Genomic DNA, 14,428 nt, shown 5'->3' on the forward strand with positions numbered 1-14,428 from the left:
GCCTGACGCGTCGATCCGACGCGTCACGGGCCCCTGCCGTACGTACCCCTTCCTGCCCCGGGACGCACGTGCCGCGCCCGCAGGCTCCCCCGCTTCGCCGATCCTCGGGAAGACTCCATGACGTCTGCCGTCCTGCCCCGGACCCTCTGGTTCACCCGCTGTCCCGTACCCACCGCCACCGGCATCGCCGCCGACCGGCAGTGGCTCACCGCCGAGTTCGCCACCGACGGCATCTCCGTGCGCTCCCTCCAGGACGCCTCCCCGGATGCCGACCGTGCCGCGCACTACACCCACGCCCTGCCCGGCCTGTTCCGGGAGGGCGGCAACGTCCCCGCCCTGTGGGCCCGTTCGCGTGGCGAGCGCACCCGGCTGATCGGCCTCACCTGGATCGAGGAACGGCAGACCGTCCTGGTCGCACCCGGCTCCGGAATCCGGGGCGCCGAAGCGCTGCGCGGGCTGCGGCTCGCCGTACCGAAGCACGACATCGCCATCGACTTCTGGCGCGCCATGGCCCTGCGCGGCTTCGAGGGGGCGCTCGCCTCCGCCGGACTCGCACCGGAGGACGCCTCACTCGTCGACGTACCCGCCGACGGGCACACCGGTCAGTGGGCGGCCGAACTGGCGGCGCTGCGGCGCGGCGACGTCGACGCCGTTTACGTGAAGGGCGCGCTGGCCGTCGAGGCGGCCCGCCTGGCCGGTGCCGAAGTGGCAGTCGAACTCGACGACCTGCCCGACCGCCGCTTCCGCGTCAACAACGGCACCCCGCGCCCCATCACCGTCCATCAGCAGCTCCTCGACGACCATCCCGGCCTCGTCGACCGCTTCCTCGCGGTCCTGCTGAGGGCCGCCGACTGGGCCGCCGGGCAGCCCGACGAGGTCGCCCGCATCCTCGGCGCCGAGACCGGGGCGGGCGCCGACGGAGTCGCCGGCGCCTACCGCCCCGGCACCCACCTGACCCTCCACCCCGACCTGTCCGCCGAACGCCTCGGCCTGCTCGCCGCGCAGGAGGCCGGGCTGCGCGCCCACGGCTTCCTGCCCGAACCCGTCGACGTCGCGGCCTGGGCCGACCCCGAGCCGCTCCGCCGCGCAGCCGCCCTGGCCCGCCGAACCTCCGCCCCCCTGAGCCCAGAGGAACCCTCATCATGAATCTCTCCCGACCACTGCGTACGACGGCCGTTCCGGCGCTCCTCTCGGTCTCCGCGCTCGTCGCCCTCACCGCCTGCGGCACGTCCGAGGCCGACAGCGCAGCACAGGGCTCCGGCGGCAAGGCGACCGTGACCGTCCGCATCCCCGACCCCGGCAACTCCGGTGTGCTCGCCCTCGGCAAGAAGGACGGCAGCCTCGACAAGGCCCTGTCCAAGGCGGGCGCCAAGGTGCAGTGGACCGGCAGCGCCGGACCGTTCGCCCCCGCGGCCCAGGCGATGAACGCGGACCAGCTGGACATCGCCACGGGCTCCATCACCTCCGGCATCACCTCGCTCGCCCAGCGGCCCGGCTTCAAGTTCTTCACCGCCGTCGACCCGGATGCCGCCGGGGAGGGCATCCTCGTCAGGAACGGCTCGGACATCGGCTCGGTGGCCGACCTGGTCGGGAAGAAGGTCGCCGTCAACCAGGGCGGCACCGGCGAGTACCTGCTGCTCAAGGCCCTCGCCAAGGCCGGCATCCCCGCGGACAAGGTCACCCGGGTCTATCTGCGGCCCGACCAGACCGCAGCGGTCTTCAACGCGGGCAAGGTCGACGCCTGGGCCGTCTGGGCCACGTACGCGGTCGCCGAGATCGGCAGCGGCAAGGCGCACTTCGTCGCCGACGGTGCGGCGATCGGCTCGGACAACTACAGCCTCAACGCCGTACGGACGGAGTTCGCCGAACAGCACCCGAAGGTCGTGGAGGCCCTCTACCAGTACCTTCACGAGGCCAGCGCCAAGGAGAAGCAGAACCCGGCCGCGTACCTCAACGTCTTCACGGACGTCGGCCCCACCGCCGTGACCGGAAAGGCCAAGGAGGTCCAGACGGAGTTCACGGCAGAAGGCGGCACCGTCGACCCCATCGGCCCCGAGGACATCGCCCGCTTCAAGGACGTCGCCGCGTTCTACGCCGAGCAGAAGGTCACCAAGGCCGAGGTCGATGTCGCCGCCCACCTGCTCGACGTCGGGAAACTGGCATGAGCGACACCGCAGCCGCGGCGCCCGGCCTCGTCCGGCCGGGCCCCGCCCCGGGCGACACAGCAGCCGCGCCCCCCGGCCTCGTCCGGCCCCGCCCCCAGCTCCGCAGGGCACGCAGCCGGGGCTACGCACTCGGCGTCCGCACCATCGGCCCGGTCCTGCTGCTGGCCCTGTGGTGGGTGGCATCCGCCACCGGGCTCCTGACCCCCGACGTCCTGGCGTCGCCCGGTGAAGTGCTGCGGGCCGTCGGCGAGTTGTGGGGCAACGGGCAGCTGCCCGACGCACTCACCACCTCCCTCACCCGTTCCGGTCTCGGCCTCCTGATAGGCCTCGCCGCAGGGCTGACACTCGGCATCACCACCGGATTCACCCGTCTCGGCGACGAACTTCTCGACTCCTCGCTCCAGACCCTGCGCACCATCCCCTTCCTCTCCCTGGTACCGCTGTTCATGGTCTGGTTCGGGATCAACGAGACGGCGAAGATCCTCCTCATCGCCGTCGCCACCACCTTCCCCATGTACGTGTCGACATCGAGCGGAGTCCGCAACACCGACCCGAAACTCATCGAGGCCATGCGGAGCTTCGGCATGGGACGCCTCGCCCTCGTACGCGAAGTCGTCCTGCCCGGCGCCCTGCCGTCCCTGCTCGCCGGGCTGCGCCTGTCGATGACACTCAGCGTCATCGCGCTCATCGCCGCCGAGGAGATCAACGCCACCGCCGGCATCGGCTATCTGATGTCGCAGGCGCAGAGCTACGCACGCACCGACATCCTCGCCGTCTGCATCCTCGTGTACGGGCTCCTCGGGCTGGCCGCCGACATCCTCGTGCGGCTGCTGGAACGTCTGCTGATGCCGTGGCGCACCCCTCAGGGAGTCACCCGATGACCGCGACCACATCAGCGCCCGCCGTACGGGTTCGAGGGCTGCGCCGAGTCTTCGGGAAGCGTGCCGTCCTCGACGACCTGCGACTGGACATCGCCCGGGGCGAGTTCGTCGCACTTCTCGGCGCCAGCGGCAGCGGGAAGACGACGCTGCTGCGCATTCTCGGAGCCCTCGACGGTGCCGACGGGGGAGAGGTGCTCGTCCCCGAGGCGCGCACCATCGTCTTCCAGGAACCCAGGCTCGTCCCGTCGAAGAAGGTCCTCGCCAATGTCACGGTCGCGCTGCCGCGCAGCCGCTCCGCACACGGGCTCCGGGCCCTGGCCGAAGTGGGCCTGGAGCGCCACTCCGAGGCCTGGCCGGCCACCCTCTCCGGCGGCGAGGCCCAGCGCGTCGCGCTCGCACGCGCCCTGGTCCGGGAGCCCGAACTCCTTCTGCTCGACGAGCCGTTCGCCGCTCTCGACGCGCTGACCCGGCTGAAGATGCAGGACCTGGTCGGCGAGCTGTGCCGCAGGCACCGGCCCGCCGTCCTGCTGGTCACCCATGACGTCGACGAGGCCGTACGGCTCGCCGACCGGGTCGCGGTCCTGCGCGACGGCCGGCTCGTCACCGACGAGACCGTCGAGGTGGGCCGCCCGCGCGACCCCGGCGATCCCGCGTTCGCGGCCCTGCGGCGGCGCCTCCTCGCCGACCTCGGCGTCGAGGCCCCCGTACCTACTGTCCCCGCCCCCGTCCGTACCGAAGCAGGAGTGATCTGAATGACCATCACCATCGGTGTCCACAGCAGCAATCCGTCCCTCTACCACCTGTACCACCTCTCCCGCCTCGGCTTCGCCCAGGAGGAACTGGCCCCCCTGGGCGAGAGCGTGGTCTTCCACCCGTACACCAACGGCGTACGCACCGGAGAGCTCCTGACCCAGGGCGTCATCGACTTCGGCGGCACCGGCTCCACCCCGCCCGTCACCGCTCAGGCCACCGGGCACGACATCGTCTACACGGCCGTCTCCGCCCCGCGCCCCGAACACGGCGCGCTCCTCGTCGCCGAGGACAGCCCCGTGCGGACCGTCGCCGACCTCAGGGGCTCCACCGTCCACCTGGCGATCGGCTCCTGGCAGACCCATCTGATCGCCAAGGCACTCGACGACGCCGGACTGTCCTACGCCGACGACATCACCGCCGTCCGCAGCAACGCCGACAGCGAGCAGCTGCTGCGCACGGGAGAGATAGCCGCCTGGGTCGCCCAGGGTGCCGAGCTGGCAGCCGCGCGGCGCACCGGCGGACTGCGGACCCTCGTCCGTACCGGCGACGTCATCAGCGACCGTTCCGTCTTCTTCACCCGCCGCGACCTCGCCGAGACCCGGCCCGAGGTGGTCGAGGCACTGACCCGGGCGCTTGAGCGCGCCGACGAGTGGGCGGCGGCCCATCCCCGGCAGGCGGCCGAGATCGCCGCGGCGGACCTCGGCGGGTCGGCCGACGACTGGGAGACCGCGCTCGCCTCGCTGCCCTGGACGATCGAGCCCGTCAGCGACGCGTTCATCGCCGAGCAGCAGGAAGCTGCCGACATCTTCCACCGGACCGGATTCATCGACCGCCCGGTCACCGTGGCCCACGCCCGTGCCCGTACCGCTGCCGACAAGGCGGTATGACGACATGGCGACCGAAGTCCTCTGGTACATCATCCCGCGCGAAGGCGCCTACCCCTGGGAGCCCGAAGGCAGGCGCCCCGTCGATCTCGGATACCTGAGCCGGCTTGCCGGGACGGTCGAACGGCTCGGCTACAGCGGTGCGCTCCTCGCCACGGACCTCTACGACGTCTGGCCGCTCGGCAGTGCGCTGGCCGCGTCGACCAGCACCCGGTTCAAGCCTCTGCTCGCCGTCCACCCCGGGCTCGTCTCGCCGACCCTGCTCGCCAAGATGGCGCTCAGCTTCGACACCCTCTTCGGGGGCCGGCTGCGCTTCAACGTGGTCAACGGGTCGACCAAGTCGCTCCAGGAGTACGGACTCCACGTGGAGCACGACGAGCGGTACGAGCTGAGCGCGGAGTACTGGTCGATCGTGAAGCGGCTGACGGCCGGCGAGGTCTTCGACCACAAGGGCCGCTTCTACGACCTGAAGAACGCCGGAGCCTCGTTCCGGGAGCTGAAGCCGGTGCAGGACGGGCACATCCCGCTCTGGTTCGGCGGCTCGTCGGATCCCGGCATCGAGATGGCGGCCGAGCACGTCGACGTCTTCCTGACCTGGGGGGAGCCTCCGCACCTGCTGAAGGAGAAGCTGGAGAAGGTCCGGGCGAGGGCCGCCGCGTACGGCCGCACGCTCAGAATCGGCCTTCGGCTGCATCTGATCGTCCGGGACACGGAGGAAGAGGCCTGGGCCGCCGCCGACCGGCTGCTCGACGTCACCAGCGACGCGACGTACGCCCGTCAGCTCGGCGACCGGGCGGGCGAGGACGGTGTGGGCTGGCAGCGACAGTTCCGCCAGCACGGCGGAAAGGTTCCCGCGCACGCCCGTGAGCTGGAGGTCCACCCCAACATGTGGCCGGGCATGAGCCTGTTCCGGCCGGGGCCCGGCACCGCGGTGGTGGGCTCGACCGCGCAGGTCGTCGAGCGGCTCAAGGAGTTCGAGGACCTGGGTGTCGACACCTTCATCCTCTCCGGCAACCCGCTCCTGGAGGAGGCGTTCCGGGTCGCGGAGACGGTGCTGCCGGCCCTGGGCGTCGCACGCTGACGAGCGGGGTGTTCTCGGGCCGGCCGCGCCCGGACAACGCACGGACTGCGGGCGGCTTCGTCCGGGGAACGCACGGACTGCGGTTGTCGGTGCCCGGTGCCAGACTCGGAGAGTCAGGAATTCCTGCTGTCCGAGAACGGGACCACCGAAGGAGCGCACGATGCTCACCACCCGTTTTGTTGACGGAGCCCCCAACTGGATGGACCTGGGCACACCGGATCTCGAAGGGGCCACGGCCTTCTACACCGCTCTCCTCGGCTGGGACTACGAGGCCGGAGGCCCCGAGACCGGTGGTTACGGGATGTTCATGCTGAACGGGAAGACGGTCGGCGGCGCGATGACGGTCACCGAGGAGCAGGCGAAGCCGTCCTGGTCGGTGTATTTCCGGTCGTCGGACGTCGACGCCACCGCACGGGCCGTGGAGAAGGCCGGCGGGGCGGTGCCGTTCACACCGATGGACGTCCTGGACTACGGCCGGATGGGCGGGTTCACCGACCGGGCCGGGGCGTACTTCGGCGTCTGGCAGCCGAAGCGGAATCCGGGGCTCGGCGCAGTCAACGAACCGGGCAGCCTCTGCTGGGCCGAGCTGTACACCCCGGACGTGCCGGCCGCCGCGGCGTTCTACGACGCTGTCTTTGGCTGGCGGACCGACCAGATGCCCTATCCGGGCGGCGGTGGCGCGTACACCGTCATCAGGACGGCGGGCGGCGGTGAGGAGACCTCCTTCGGCGGGCTCGTCCCGCTGGACGCGGTGCCTGTCAGGGCCGCGGCCGGGCCCCACTGGCTGCCGTACATCGAGGTCGACGACTGCGATGCCACGGTGGCGGCGGTCGAGCGGCTGGGCGGCAAGCTGACGCTGGAACCGCTGGAGATGGAGGGTGTGGGCACCTTCGCCAACGTCGCCGATCCGTACGGTGCCGCGTTCGCCGTGATCAAGAGCGCGGAGGCGCCCGCCGCCTGACAGCGCGGCCGCCGGGGGTTCGCCGTGCCCGGTTCCTCCGGCCGGTTGATGGATCGTTGATCAGTCGTTTATCGCGACAGGGCACTGTGTGCCGCATGCTGATCAACACCCCGACCGACCCCGCTCTCGCCTGGCAGGAGACAGCGCTGTGCGCACAGACGGGGCCCGAGTTCTTCTTTCCTGCCCCCGGCAGCTCCACCCGTGAGGCCAAGCAGCTCTGCAACGCCTGCGACGGACGGCTGGCCTGTCTGGAGTACGCACTCGACAACGACGAGCGCTTCGGCGTATGGGGCGGTCTCTCCGAGAAGGAGCGCGACCGGCTCCGCAGAGTCGACCGCGACCAGGCGTGAACGTACCCTCACCGTGGGACACTTCGGCCTCCCGCGCATCGGCTTGCGGGTCTCCGTGAACGCCGCGGAACTCACGTCGACCACGAGGAGAAGCCGCGTCGAGCGCGTACGACCACGTCGTCGTCGGAGTGGGTTCGGCCAGCTGTGTGCCGGCCGCACGGCTGTCCGAGGACCCCGCGGTCGGCGTCGCCCCCGTCGAGTCGGGCCGGCCTGACCGCAAGCCCGGGACCCGGAATCCGGCGGCGTTCCCTACCGAACGGGGGGCCCGCTCTTCGTCTCGCCGCCCCACGCCCCTCCGGCCCGACCGGCGACTTCGTCACCGCCTGTCTGGACGACGGCGTTCCACTCCGCACCGAGCTGAACACGCCCGACCGCGGGCGGGGTGGCGGTGACTTCGGTCAACCGGCGCCGCGGCCGCCGCTGGAGCGCCGCCGACGGCTGTCTGAAAGGCGGCGGAGCTGATCAGGCAGGACGCGCGGCGGTAGACGGCATCCGCCGGGTCGGGACACCGCCGGGTGGGGGCCGCCGGGTCAGGACGGTACGCGGAACGTCTCGCCGTACATCCTCCAGGTCAGCGGCGGTTCCAGGTCCAGGTTCCCGTCCTCCAGGAACGTTCGCTGAGCGGTGTCGAGGCGTGAGGTGTCCTGCTGGTTCCTCTTCGACTTCATCACGGTCCGCGCCGCGTCCAGGAAAGCGTCCAGATAGGCGCTCTCGTCGCCGCCCTCCGTGACCGTGTCCGCCTCGGCCAGGGCTGCCTGACGGATGCCGTAGAACGAGTCCGTCTCGGACCCGGGACCCTGAAGCACCATGGCGTCGAAGTACATGTACTGGCCCAGGGCGCCGAGCCCGTCCAGTTTCGCCAGATGGACGGCCGGTTCGAAGTACTGCTTCAGCCGGACGTAGTCCTGAGCGGCTCGGAAGGCGGGGTCCTCGGCCGACTTCTTCCAGGCGGCCGTGAATCCGGGATCCAGCCCCTCGTGCGAAGCGGAGCCGTCGACCTGGCGCAGCGCCGGGACGAACGGAGCCAGTGGACTGTCCGGATGGTCCTTGGTGAACGACTCGACGAACGCGAGCATGTCGTGCGTACCGGAGCAGAATCCGACGATTCCGGCGCTGTACCCGGTGCCGTCGCCGGTGTCCTCGATCGTGGCGTACTGGCTGCGCCAGTCCAGGGTCGATCCCTCGGCGCTGGCCAGCAGCTGCCAGGCGATTTCGCGCATCCTCGGCTCGGCCAGCCCCGCGGGCATCGCGGCGACGCGTGCGTTCAGCTTCCGCCGTTCCTCGTCGTCCGCCGCGACGAACGGGTCCGCCTGCGCGGACGCGGTGACCGGTGCCTTCGCGGCGGGGGAGCTCGTGGGCAGTTCCGAGTCGCCGCCGCTGTTGAAGAGCAGGGGAACGACGATGGCTATCGGCGCACCGAACAGAACAACGCGGGTAACTGGTTTCACCGGCACAGAGTACGGTCCGCACGGCCCGGGGGAGGGCCCGCCCCCGCACGGCACAATCGCCCCATGACCGATGCCCTGCTGAACGCCCTCGATCCCCTCCCGTATCCGCAGCGCATGCGCGAACTCGCCGCACGGGCACGTGATGCGGCGGCTTCGGGACGGCTGCGTGCCGTCCTGGACGAACTGGACGGGGGCGATGCGTACGAGCGGGAGACCGCGGTCATCGCCGCGTCCGCGGGAGGGGACCGGGACTGGATCGCGGCGCACCTCGCCGACCGGGACCCCTTCGTGCAGGGGCACGCCCTGCGGGTCGCGCACAGCCTCGGCGTACCGGACGAGGCGTACGCGGACATCCTCGACGACGTCCCGCGCACCGCACGCCGCCGCCTCCTGCGGGCCGTCGTGGCCGACGGGCGGGCCGCCCTCGCCGACCGTCTGATCGACGAGGTGCGCGCGAACTGGGGCGACAGGGACGCCACCGTGCTGCTGCCGGGCTGCACACCGGGAACCGCGGCCCGGCTGCTGCCCGAGCTCCTGCACGCTGTACGCGGCTGGGGCGGCCTCGGGCGCAGGCATCCGGGCCTCCTCCTCGATGCCTGCGAGCGGCACCTGGCGGCGCTGCCCGAGCCGCACCGCGCCGAGTGGTGGCACCGGTACGCCGCGGGGGTCGCCGCGACCGTCGCGCCCCTCCCGGAGCGGGTCCTCGACCTGCTCGAACGCTTCGCTCCGGCCAACCTGCCGTGGCCGCTGACGAGCCGCCTCGGGGCACTCGCCGCGGCCTGCCCCGACCGGCTCGTCCGGCTCCTGCTGCGCCCGGATGCCAGGCCGGCGCTGCGAGGCGCCGTGCTGGGGCGAAGCGTCCTGTACCGGCTGGCCCGCACCGCGCCCGAAGGGCTCGTGGTCGAGCTCGGCCGCGCCATGGCAACGGACTCCACCGCCCTCGCCCGCCTGCTTGCCGCACTCCCGCCGGGCCGCCGCGCCGCCTTCCACACCTCGGTCACGGCCGGAAGCGGAGAGGGGAACCACGTCCGCGTGGACACCGTGCTGCTCGACGCGCTGCCGCGCAGCGGCGTCGCCGACGTGGCACGGCGCACGGCCCGGCTGGCGGCCGAACGCGGAGCGGCACGGAGCACCGTTCTGATCGCGGAGTCGTATCTGCCGGTCGCCGAGGTGCGCGAGCGGCTGACCGCCGCCACGCGCGCGCCCCTGGCCGAGGACCGGGCGCAGGCCTGGTCGCTGCTCATCGGGAACGCCGGGCGTGCGGGGCACCCGGACAGCCTCGCGGACGTGCTCGCCGACATGGAGCGGCTGCGCAACGAACAGGACCCGGTCCGTTCGACGGCCCTCCACGCACTGGCGGCCGTCCCGGCCGGCCTCTTCACCGACGCGGCGGAACCCGCCCTGGACCGGATAGCCGCCGACGCCGTCGAGGCCCGGGACTCCTCGCACGCAACCCGTCACGCCTTGAGCACCCTCGCTCTGGGTCTGCTGCGCGAGCACGCCGCGACAGGGCAGCGTGCCCTCGTCAACTGGGCCCTGCGCACCCTGGTCCGGATCTCGGGGAACACCGGGGGAGCGGACCTCGGACGCCTCGACCGAACCCTGCGCCGCGGCCAGGAGTCCGACGTGTTCGAGGCGCTCCGGCCCTGGCTGGAGGCGGGCGCGGAGAAGGCCGACTACGGGCTCGTGTTCGCGCTGGCCAGGGCGCTCGGCCGTCGCGCGGCCGGACTGCCCGAGTTGCAGGACCTCCTGTGGCAGGCCGCACGGTTCGGGGAGAACAGCACCGCGCGGACCGCGGTGGGGCTGTGGCTGGAGCCGGTCGCACACCGCGGCGAGCGGGTGGAGCGGCTCCTGGCCGTCGAACCCTCCGCCGGAACCCTGCCCGAGGTGCTGCGCGTTCTCACCGGCTGCCGTACGGACCTCCTCGACCCGTATCTCGGTGATCCGCCGCCGTACGGCAGGTTCCTGCCGCACGGCACACCGTGGACCGTGGAGCCGGGAGCCGCGGTCCGCCGCTGGGTGCCGCGTCAGCGGCGCGCTGCCCTGCGCGCCCTGGAGCGGGCCGCGCGGGACGAGAAGCTGCCGCTGTACACCCGTGCCGCCGCGATCGGTTCACTGGCCCGTATCCCCTCGACCGGTGCCGCGGCCGTGCTCGGCTGGACCGACTCCGAGGACGTCGTGCTCGCGGAGGCCGCCCTCACGGCACTGGGCGGGACGGACCGGGCGCCGGACGTGCAGGCGGCGCTGCTCGCCCACAGCGGGGGTGACCGCGCCAGGGTCGCCGTCTTCGCGGCCGGCCGCGCCTCGCAGGACGTCCGCCCCTCCGTGCTCGGGCCCCTGCTGCGCGAGCGGCTCGCACCGGGCACCGGCAAGGTGACGGCCCGCAAGGAGGCCGTACGGCTCGCCGCGACCCGGCTGCCCCTGCCACAGGCCGCCGCGCTGGTCGCCGAGGCGTACGGGCTGCCCGGCCAGCACCCTGACGTGCGGGCTGCCGCCGTGGCCTGCGGCACCGGGCTGCTCGGTGACGAGCGGATGTGGGCCCTGCTCACGGACGCGGCAACCGGCACCGCGGTACTGCGCACCGCCGTACTGCGCGTGCGGCCCATGGACCTGCCCGCGCCCTACCGCCCCCGCTACGCAGGCCTGGTACGGGAGGTGTGCGAGACGGAGGACGAGGAGCTCGCGGCGTCGGCCCACGCGGTGGTGGCCCGGTGGATGCCGTGGGCGCCGGGCGCCTGCGACGTGCTGATGGCCGCGACGACGGATCTCGCCCGCCGCCGCTCCTGGAAGTCGGCCGCGGACGCGCTGGTGACCGCCGCACCCGCTGCGCCTGAGGCGGCACAGGCGCTCATGCGGGCGCTGCGCAGTCTCACCGACGCCGTGGCCATGGACGACGCGGGCAGCGAGCGCGACCGGCCGGGGCGGCAGCGGGTCGTTCACCTCGTGAACCGGCTCGCCGTATCGGCGGGGGCGCGCACGGACGACGCGCTGCGGCCCGTGCTGGGCGCCGCCGGGGAACTGCTCGCCCGCCACCGGGACCACGTACCGCAGGCCGCGGAACTCCTGGTGAGGGCCGTCGATCCGGATGCGGGGCCGGACCCCCTGTACGCAGCCCTGGACCGGCTGGCCCGCCTGCACGACGGCCGTCCCGTGCTCGCCGCCCGGACGGCGGGTGTGCTCGGCACACGGATCGGGGTGCCGCAGGGCGAGGACGGTTCGGGAACGCTGCTCGCGCTCGTGGCACGCCTTGCCGAGGACGGCGGCCCCGCCCACGGCCACATGGCCGTGGAGCTCGCTGCGGCGGCCGGCCGGCGGACCGGCTGGAGCGGGCCGTGGCGTACCCAGCTGAGACTGCTGCGACGCCACTCGGACGCGGATGTGCGCGACGCGGCCTACGCGGAGGTGACAGCGCGCGAATGAGAGCAGCCGGTGGGGAGCGCCGGGATGCGAACACCGCGCAGTCGCGGATGGCGCGCACGATACGGATGCCGCGGACTTTGCGATCGTTGCGGATGCTGCGAACGGGGGGCGGGCCGAGGTGGCCCGCCCCCCGTCGGGGCCGTGTCGTGCCGGCTGTCAGGCCTGGGCGGCGCGGGCTGCCATGCGCGCCTTGCGCGCGGCGAGCTTCTCGTCGAACTTCGACGCCTCGCTGTCGAGCCCGTTCATGTACAGACCGAGCTCCTCCTGGGCCTTGATCCCGTCCGGGCCCAGGCCGTCGATGTCCAGCACCTTCAGGTAGCGCAGCACCGGCTGGATGACGTCGTCGTGGTGGATCCGCATGTTGTAGATCTCGCCGATCGCCATCTGCGCGGCCGCCCGCTCGAACCCGGGCATGCCGTGGCCGGGCATCCGGAAGTTCACGACGACGTCGCGCACGGACTGCATCGTCAGGTCCGGTGCGAGCTCGAAGGCTGCGCCGAGGAGGTTGCGGTAGAACACCATGTGCAGGTTCTCGTCGGTCGCGATCCGCGCCAGCATGCGGTCGCAGACGGGGTCGCCCGACTGGTGTCCTGTGTTGCGGTGCGATACCCGGGTCGCCAGCTCCTGGAACGCCACGTACGCCACGGAGTGCAGCATCGAGTGGCGGTTGTCGGACTCGAAGCCCTCCGCCATGTGCGCCATCCGGAACTGCTCCAGCTTGTCCGGGTCCACCGCGCGCGAGGTGAGCAGGTAGTCGCGCATCACGATGCCGTGGCGGCCCTCCTCGGCGGTCCAGCGGTGCACCCAGGTGCCCCAGGCTCCGTCGCGGCCGAAGAGCGAGGCGATCTCGTGGTGGTAGCTGGGGAGGTTGTCCTCGGTCAGCAGGTTCACGACCAGGGCGATCTTGCCGATGTCCGTGACCTTGGACTGCTCGGCCTCCCAGGCCTGGCCGTCCTCGAAGACGCCGGGGAAGTTCCGGCCGTCGGAGAACGGAACGTACTCGTGGGGCATCCAGTCCTTGGCGACCTTGAGATGGCGGTTGAGCTCCTTCTCCACCACCTCTTCCAGCGCGTACAGCAGTTGGGCGTCGGTCCACGCCTGTGAACTGCCGAGGTGGGGAGAGGTGATCGTCACGGGGGCTCCTGGGGACGGGAGAATTACCTACGGCTTCGTAGGTTACGAGACCGTAGGTTAAAGCGGCGGTAAGGCCTCCGCCAAGCCCGTCCGGGCGACAATCGCTCACGTATTGTTATAAGTGCAGGTCAGGCGTATACACAGAGGGTCAGGCAGGCGGGAATGAGTCGCGTGAAAGTCGCATAATCGGCCGGGCCGGGCCCCGGCGGCGATGAGCTCTGAACAGTCGGCGTACTCGGAGCGCAGCGCACGAGGGGCACGGTCGGGACGGGCCGGATCAGAGCAGATGGTCAGCCGCGCCCGCCTTCACCGCGAAGATCAGTGCCTGCAGTGCCTCGATGGAGTCGCTGACATAGGTCGCCGTGTCGGTCGTGGAGCCGATGTAGGCGCGGCCCTGGTCGTCGAGTCCGAAACGGAAGCAGTTCGCACCCTCGCTGCAGAACGCTTCGTCCCAGCAGATTTCCTTCATGGTCTCTCCTCAGAGGTCCTGGGCTATGCGTCGGATGAAGTCGCGCGATTCCTCGACGGGGAGCGCGAGCGTGCGCAGGCGCTCCAACAGGCCCCGGTATCTACGTAGTTGCATATCCGCGTCCAGCAGCATCGAACCGTGCGAGGAATCGAGCTGCACGGTATCGAGCTGCGGAACGGCTGCGCCGACATAGGTGAACGACTGCCCGGCCCCGGGGAAACCGCCTGCCGCGAACGGGATGGCCCGGACCGTGATCCGGTCGCGCTCCGACTGGTCGAGAATGTGCTCCAGTTGCGCCCTGGCGATCTTGGGGCCGCCGAACTGCATCCGCAGTGCGGCCTCGTGGATCACCGCTTCGTACAGTGGCGGCCGGTCCCGTTCGAGCACTTCCTGGCGGCGCAGCCGCAGCGAGAGCCGGGCTATCAGATCGGGGCGGGGCAGCTGGGGGTCGGCCGTGTCGAAGACGGCACGGGCATGCTCCTCGGTCTGTAGCAGGCCGGGGATGTGTGTGGTGGTTGCGGTGACCAACTCCACTGCGTGGAACTCGAGTTCGGCGATGTCCAGCAGGCTCGGCAGCAGTAGGCCGCGTTGTTCCTCCCACCAGCCCCGGGCCCGCTCCTGGGCCATCTCGGCCAGCAGGTCCACGAGGCCGGTGTCCGGACAGCCGTAGTTGAAGGCCAGGGTGCGGACCCGCTCGGCGCTGATGCCGAACCTGCCGGACTCGATGTTCGGGATGCGGGTGCGGTCGACCCCGAGCAGCGCCGCGGCCTGCTGTGCTGTCATTCCCGACTGTTCGCGCAGCTTGCGCAGTTCGTACCCGAGTCGTTGTTGCCGTGCGGTTGGGGTGCTTCTGGGTGGCACGGTGTGCGTCCTCCGGGGGTG

The 14,428-nt window shown here is 71.8% G+C and carries 13 protein-coding genes; 9 read left to right on the top strand and 4 right to left on the bottom strand.

All coding sequences use genetic code 11. The features are described 5' to 3' along the window. Positions 1 to 117: 117 nt before the first annotated feature. The 8 genes from ABT025_RS12670 to ABT025_RS12705 all read left to right on the top strand — a co-directional run bounded on the left by ABT025_RS12670 (position 118) and on the right by ABT025_RS12705 (position 7,075). Positions 118 to 1,146, top strand: coding sequence for an ABC transporter substrate-binding protein (locus ABT025_RS12670; RefSeq protein ID WP_350992967.1), 1,029 nt, complete (start codon positions 118 to 120; stop codon positions 1,144 to 1,146). Beyond that, positions 1,143 to 2,165 carry an NrtA/SsuA/CpmA family ABC transporter substrate-binding protein gene (locus ABT025_RS12675; protein WP_350992969.1) on the top strand — a complete coding sequence of 341 codons (1,023 nt, stop codon included), beginning with the start codon at positions 1,143 to 1,145 and terminating at the stop codon, positions 2,163 to 2,165. The genes ABT025_RS12670 and ABT025_RS12675 overlap by 4 nt, the downstream gene beginning before the upstream one ends. After that, complete coding sequence (locus ABT025_RS12680; protein WP_350992971.1) at positions 2,162 to 3,046, top strand: ABC transporter permease; 885 nt, start codon at positions 2,162 to 2,164, stop codon at positions 3,044 to 3,046. Before ABT025_RS12675 ends, ABT025_RS12680 begins: the two co-directional genes overlap by 4 nt. Continuing rightward, entirely contained in the window at positions 3,043 to 3,798 is a 756-nt protein-coding gene (locus ABT025_RS12685; RefSeq protein WP_350992973.1) for an ABC transporter ATP-binding protein, read from the top strand. The genes ABT025_RS12680 and ABT025_RS12685 overlap by 4 nt, the downstream gene beginning before the upstream one ends. Continuing rightward, positions 3,799 to 4,686: an ABC transporter substrate-binding protein gene (locus ABT025_RS12690; RefSeq protein ID WP_350992975.1), complete on the top strand. Its 888-nt coding sequence runs from the start codon at positions 3,799 to 3,801 to the stop codon at positions 4,684 to 4,686. Positions 4,687 to 4,690: 4 nt separating this feature from the next. After that, positions 4,691 to 5,764, top strand: a complete 1,074-nt coding sequence (locus ABT025_RS12695; protein WP_350992977.1) for an LLM class flavin-dependent oxidoreductase — start codon at positions 4,691 to 4,693, stop codon at positions 5,762 to 5,764. Positions 5,765 to 5,924: 160 nt separating this feature from the next. Continuing rightward, positions 5,925 to 6,725: a VOC family protein gene (locus tag ABT025_RS12700; protein WP_350992979.1), complete on the top strand. Its 801-nt coding sequence runs from the start codon at positions 5,925 to 5,927 to the stop codon at positions 6,723 to 6,725. Between the two features lie 95 nt (positions 6,726 to 6,820). Further along, positions 6,821 to 7,075: a WhiB family transcriptional regulator gene (locus ABT025_RS12705; protein ID WP_350992981.1), complete on the top strand. Its 255-nt coding sequence runs from the start codon at positions 6,821 to 6,823 to the stop codon at positions 7,073 to 7,075. Between the two features lie 530 nt (positions 7,076 to 7,605). On the opposite strand, the gene ABT025_RS12710 is transcribed toward ABT025_RS12705, so the two are convergent. Then, positions 7,606 to 8,523, bottom strand: a complete 918-nt coding sequence (locus tag ABT025_RS12710; protein ID WP_502971934.1) for a chitosanase — start codon at positions 8,521 to 8,523, stop codon at positions 7,606 to 7,608. 63 nt (positions 8,524 to 8,586) lie between these two features. Between ABT025_RS12710 and ABT025_RS12715 the strand changes: the two genes are divergently transcribed. Next, complete coding sequence (locus ABT025_RS12715) at positions 8,587 to 11,943, top strand: hypothetical protein (RefSeq protein WP_350992986.1); 3,357 nt, start codon at positions 8,587 to 8,589, stop codon at positions 11,941 to 11,943. A 156-nt stretch (positions 11,944 to 12,099) separates the two neighbouring features. Here the strand turns inward: ABT025_RS12715 and ABT025_RS12720 are convergent, their stop codons facing one another. From ABT025_RS12720 to ABT025_RS12730, 3 genes are all read right to left on the bottom strand, one after another. After that, positions 12,100 to 13,077 (bottom strand): acyl-ACP desaturase, encoded by a 978-nt coding sequence (locus ABT025_RS12720; RefSeq protein ID WP_350992988.1) that lies wholly within the window; start codon positions 13,075 to 13,077, stop codon positions 12,100 to 12,102. Between the two features lie 277 nt (positions 13,078 to 13,354). Continuing rightward, a complete protein-coding gene (locus ABT025_RS12725; RefSeq protein ID WP_350992990.1) occupies positions 13,355 to 13,546 on the bottom strand; it encodes a hypothetical protein in 192 nt (63 codons plus the stop codon). Positions 13,547 to 13,555: 9 nt separating this feature from the next. Then, entirely contained in the window at positions 13,556 to 14,407 is an 852-nt protein-coding gene (locus ABT025_RS12730) for a Scr1 family TA system antitoxin-like transcriptional regulator (RefSeq protein WP_350992992.1), read from the bottom strand. Between the last annotated feature and the right edge of the window lie 21 nt (positions 14,408 to 14,428).

Origin of the sequence: Streptomyces sp. NPDC002809 (assembly GCF_040295435.1) — a bacterium.
Classification (GTDB): Bacteria; Actinomycetota; Actinomycetes; order Streptomycetales; family Streptomycetaceae; genus Streptomyces.

Excerpts from the sequence above, each read along its gene's own strand:
- ABT025_RS12725 (WP_350992990.1), bottom strand. The coding sequence starts at position 13,546 with ATGAAGGAAATCTGCTGGGACGAAGCGTTCTGCAGCGAGGGTGCGAAC.
- ABT025_RS12705 (WP_350992981.1), top strand. The coding sequence starts at position 6,821 with ATGCTGATCAACACCCCGACCGACCCCGCTCTCGCCTGGCAGGAGACA.
- ABT025_RS12670 (WP_350992967.1), top strand. The coding sequence starts at position 118 with ATGACGTCTGCCGTCCTGCCCCGGACCCTCTGGTTCACCCGCTGTCCC.
- ABT025_RS12715 (WP_350992986.1), top strand. The coding sequence starts at position 8,587 with ATGACCGATGCCCTGCTGAACGCCCTCGATCCCCTCCCGTATCCGCAG.
- ABT025_RS12700 (WP_350992979.1), top strand. The coding sequence starts at position 5,925 with ATGCTCACCACCCGTTTTGTTGACGGAGCCCCCAACTGGATGGACCTG.
- ABT025_RS12695 (WP_350992977.1), top strand. The coding sequence starts at position 4,691 with ATGGCGACCGAAGTCCTCTGGTACATCATCCCGCGCGAAGGCGCCTAC.
- ABT025_RS12690 (WP_350992975.1), top strand. The coding sequence starts at position 3,799 with ATGACCATCACCATCGGTGTCCACAGCAGCAATCCGTCCCTCTACCAC.
- ABT025_RS12680 (WP_350992971.1), top strand. The coding sequence starts at position 2,162 with ATGAGCGACACCGCAGCCGCGGCGCCCGGCCTCGTCCGGCCGGGCCCC.
- ABT025_RS12675 (WP_350992969.1), top strand. The coding sequence starts at position 1,143 with ATGAATCTCTCCCGACCACTGCGTACGACGGCCGTTCCGGCGCTCCTC.
- ABT025_RS12685 (WP_350992973.1), top strand. The coding sequence starts at position 3,043 with ATGACCGCGACCACATCAGCGCCCGCCGTACGGGTTCGAGGGCTGCGC.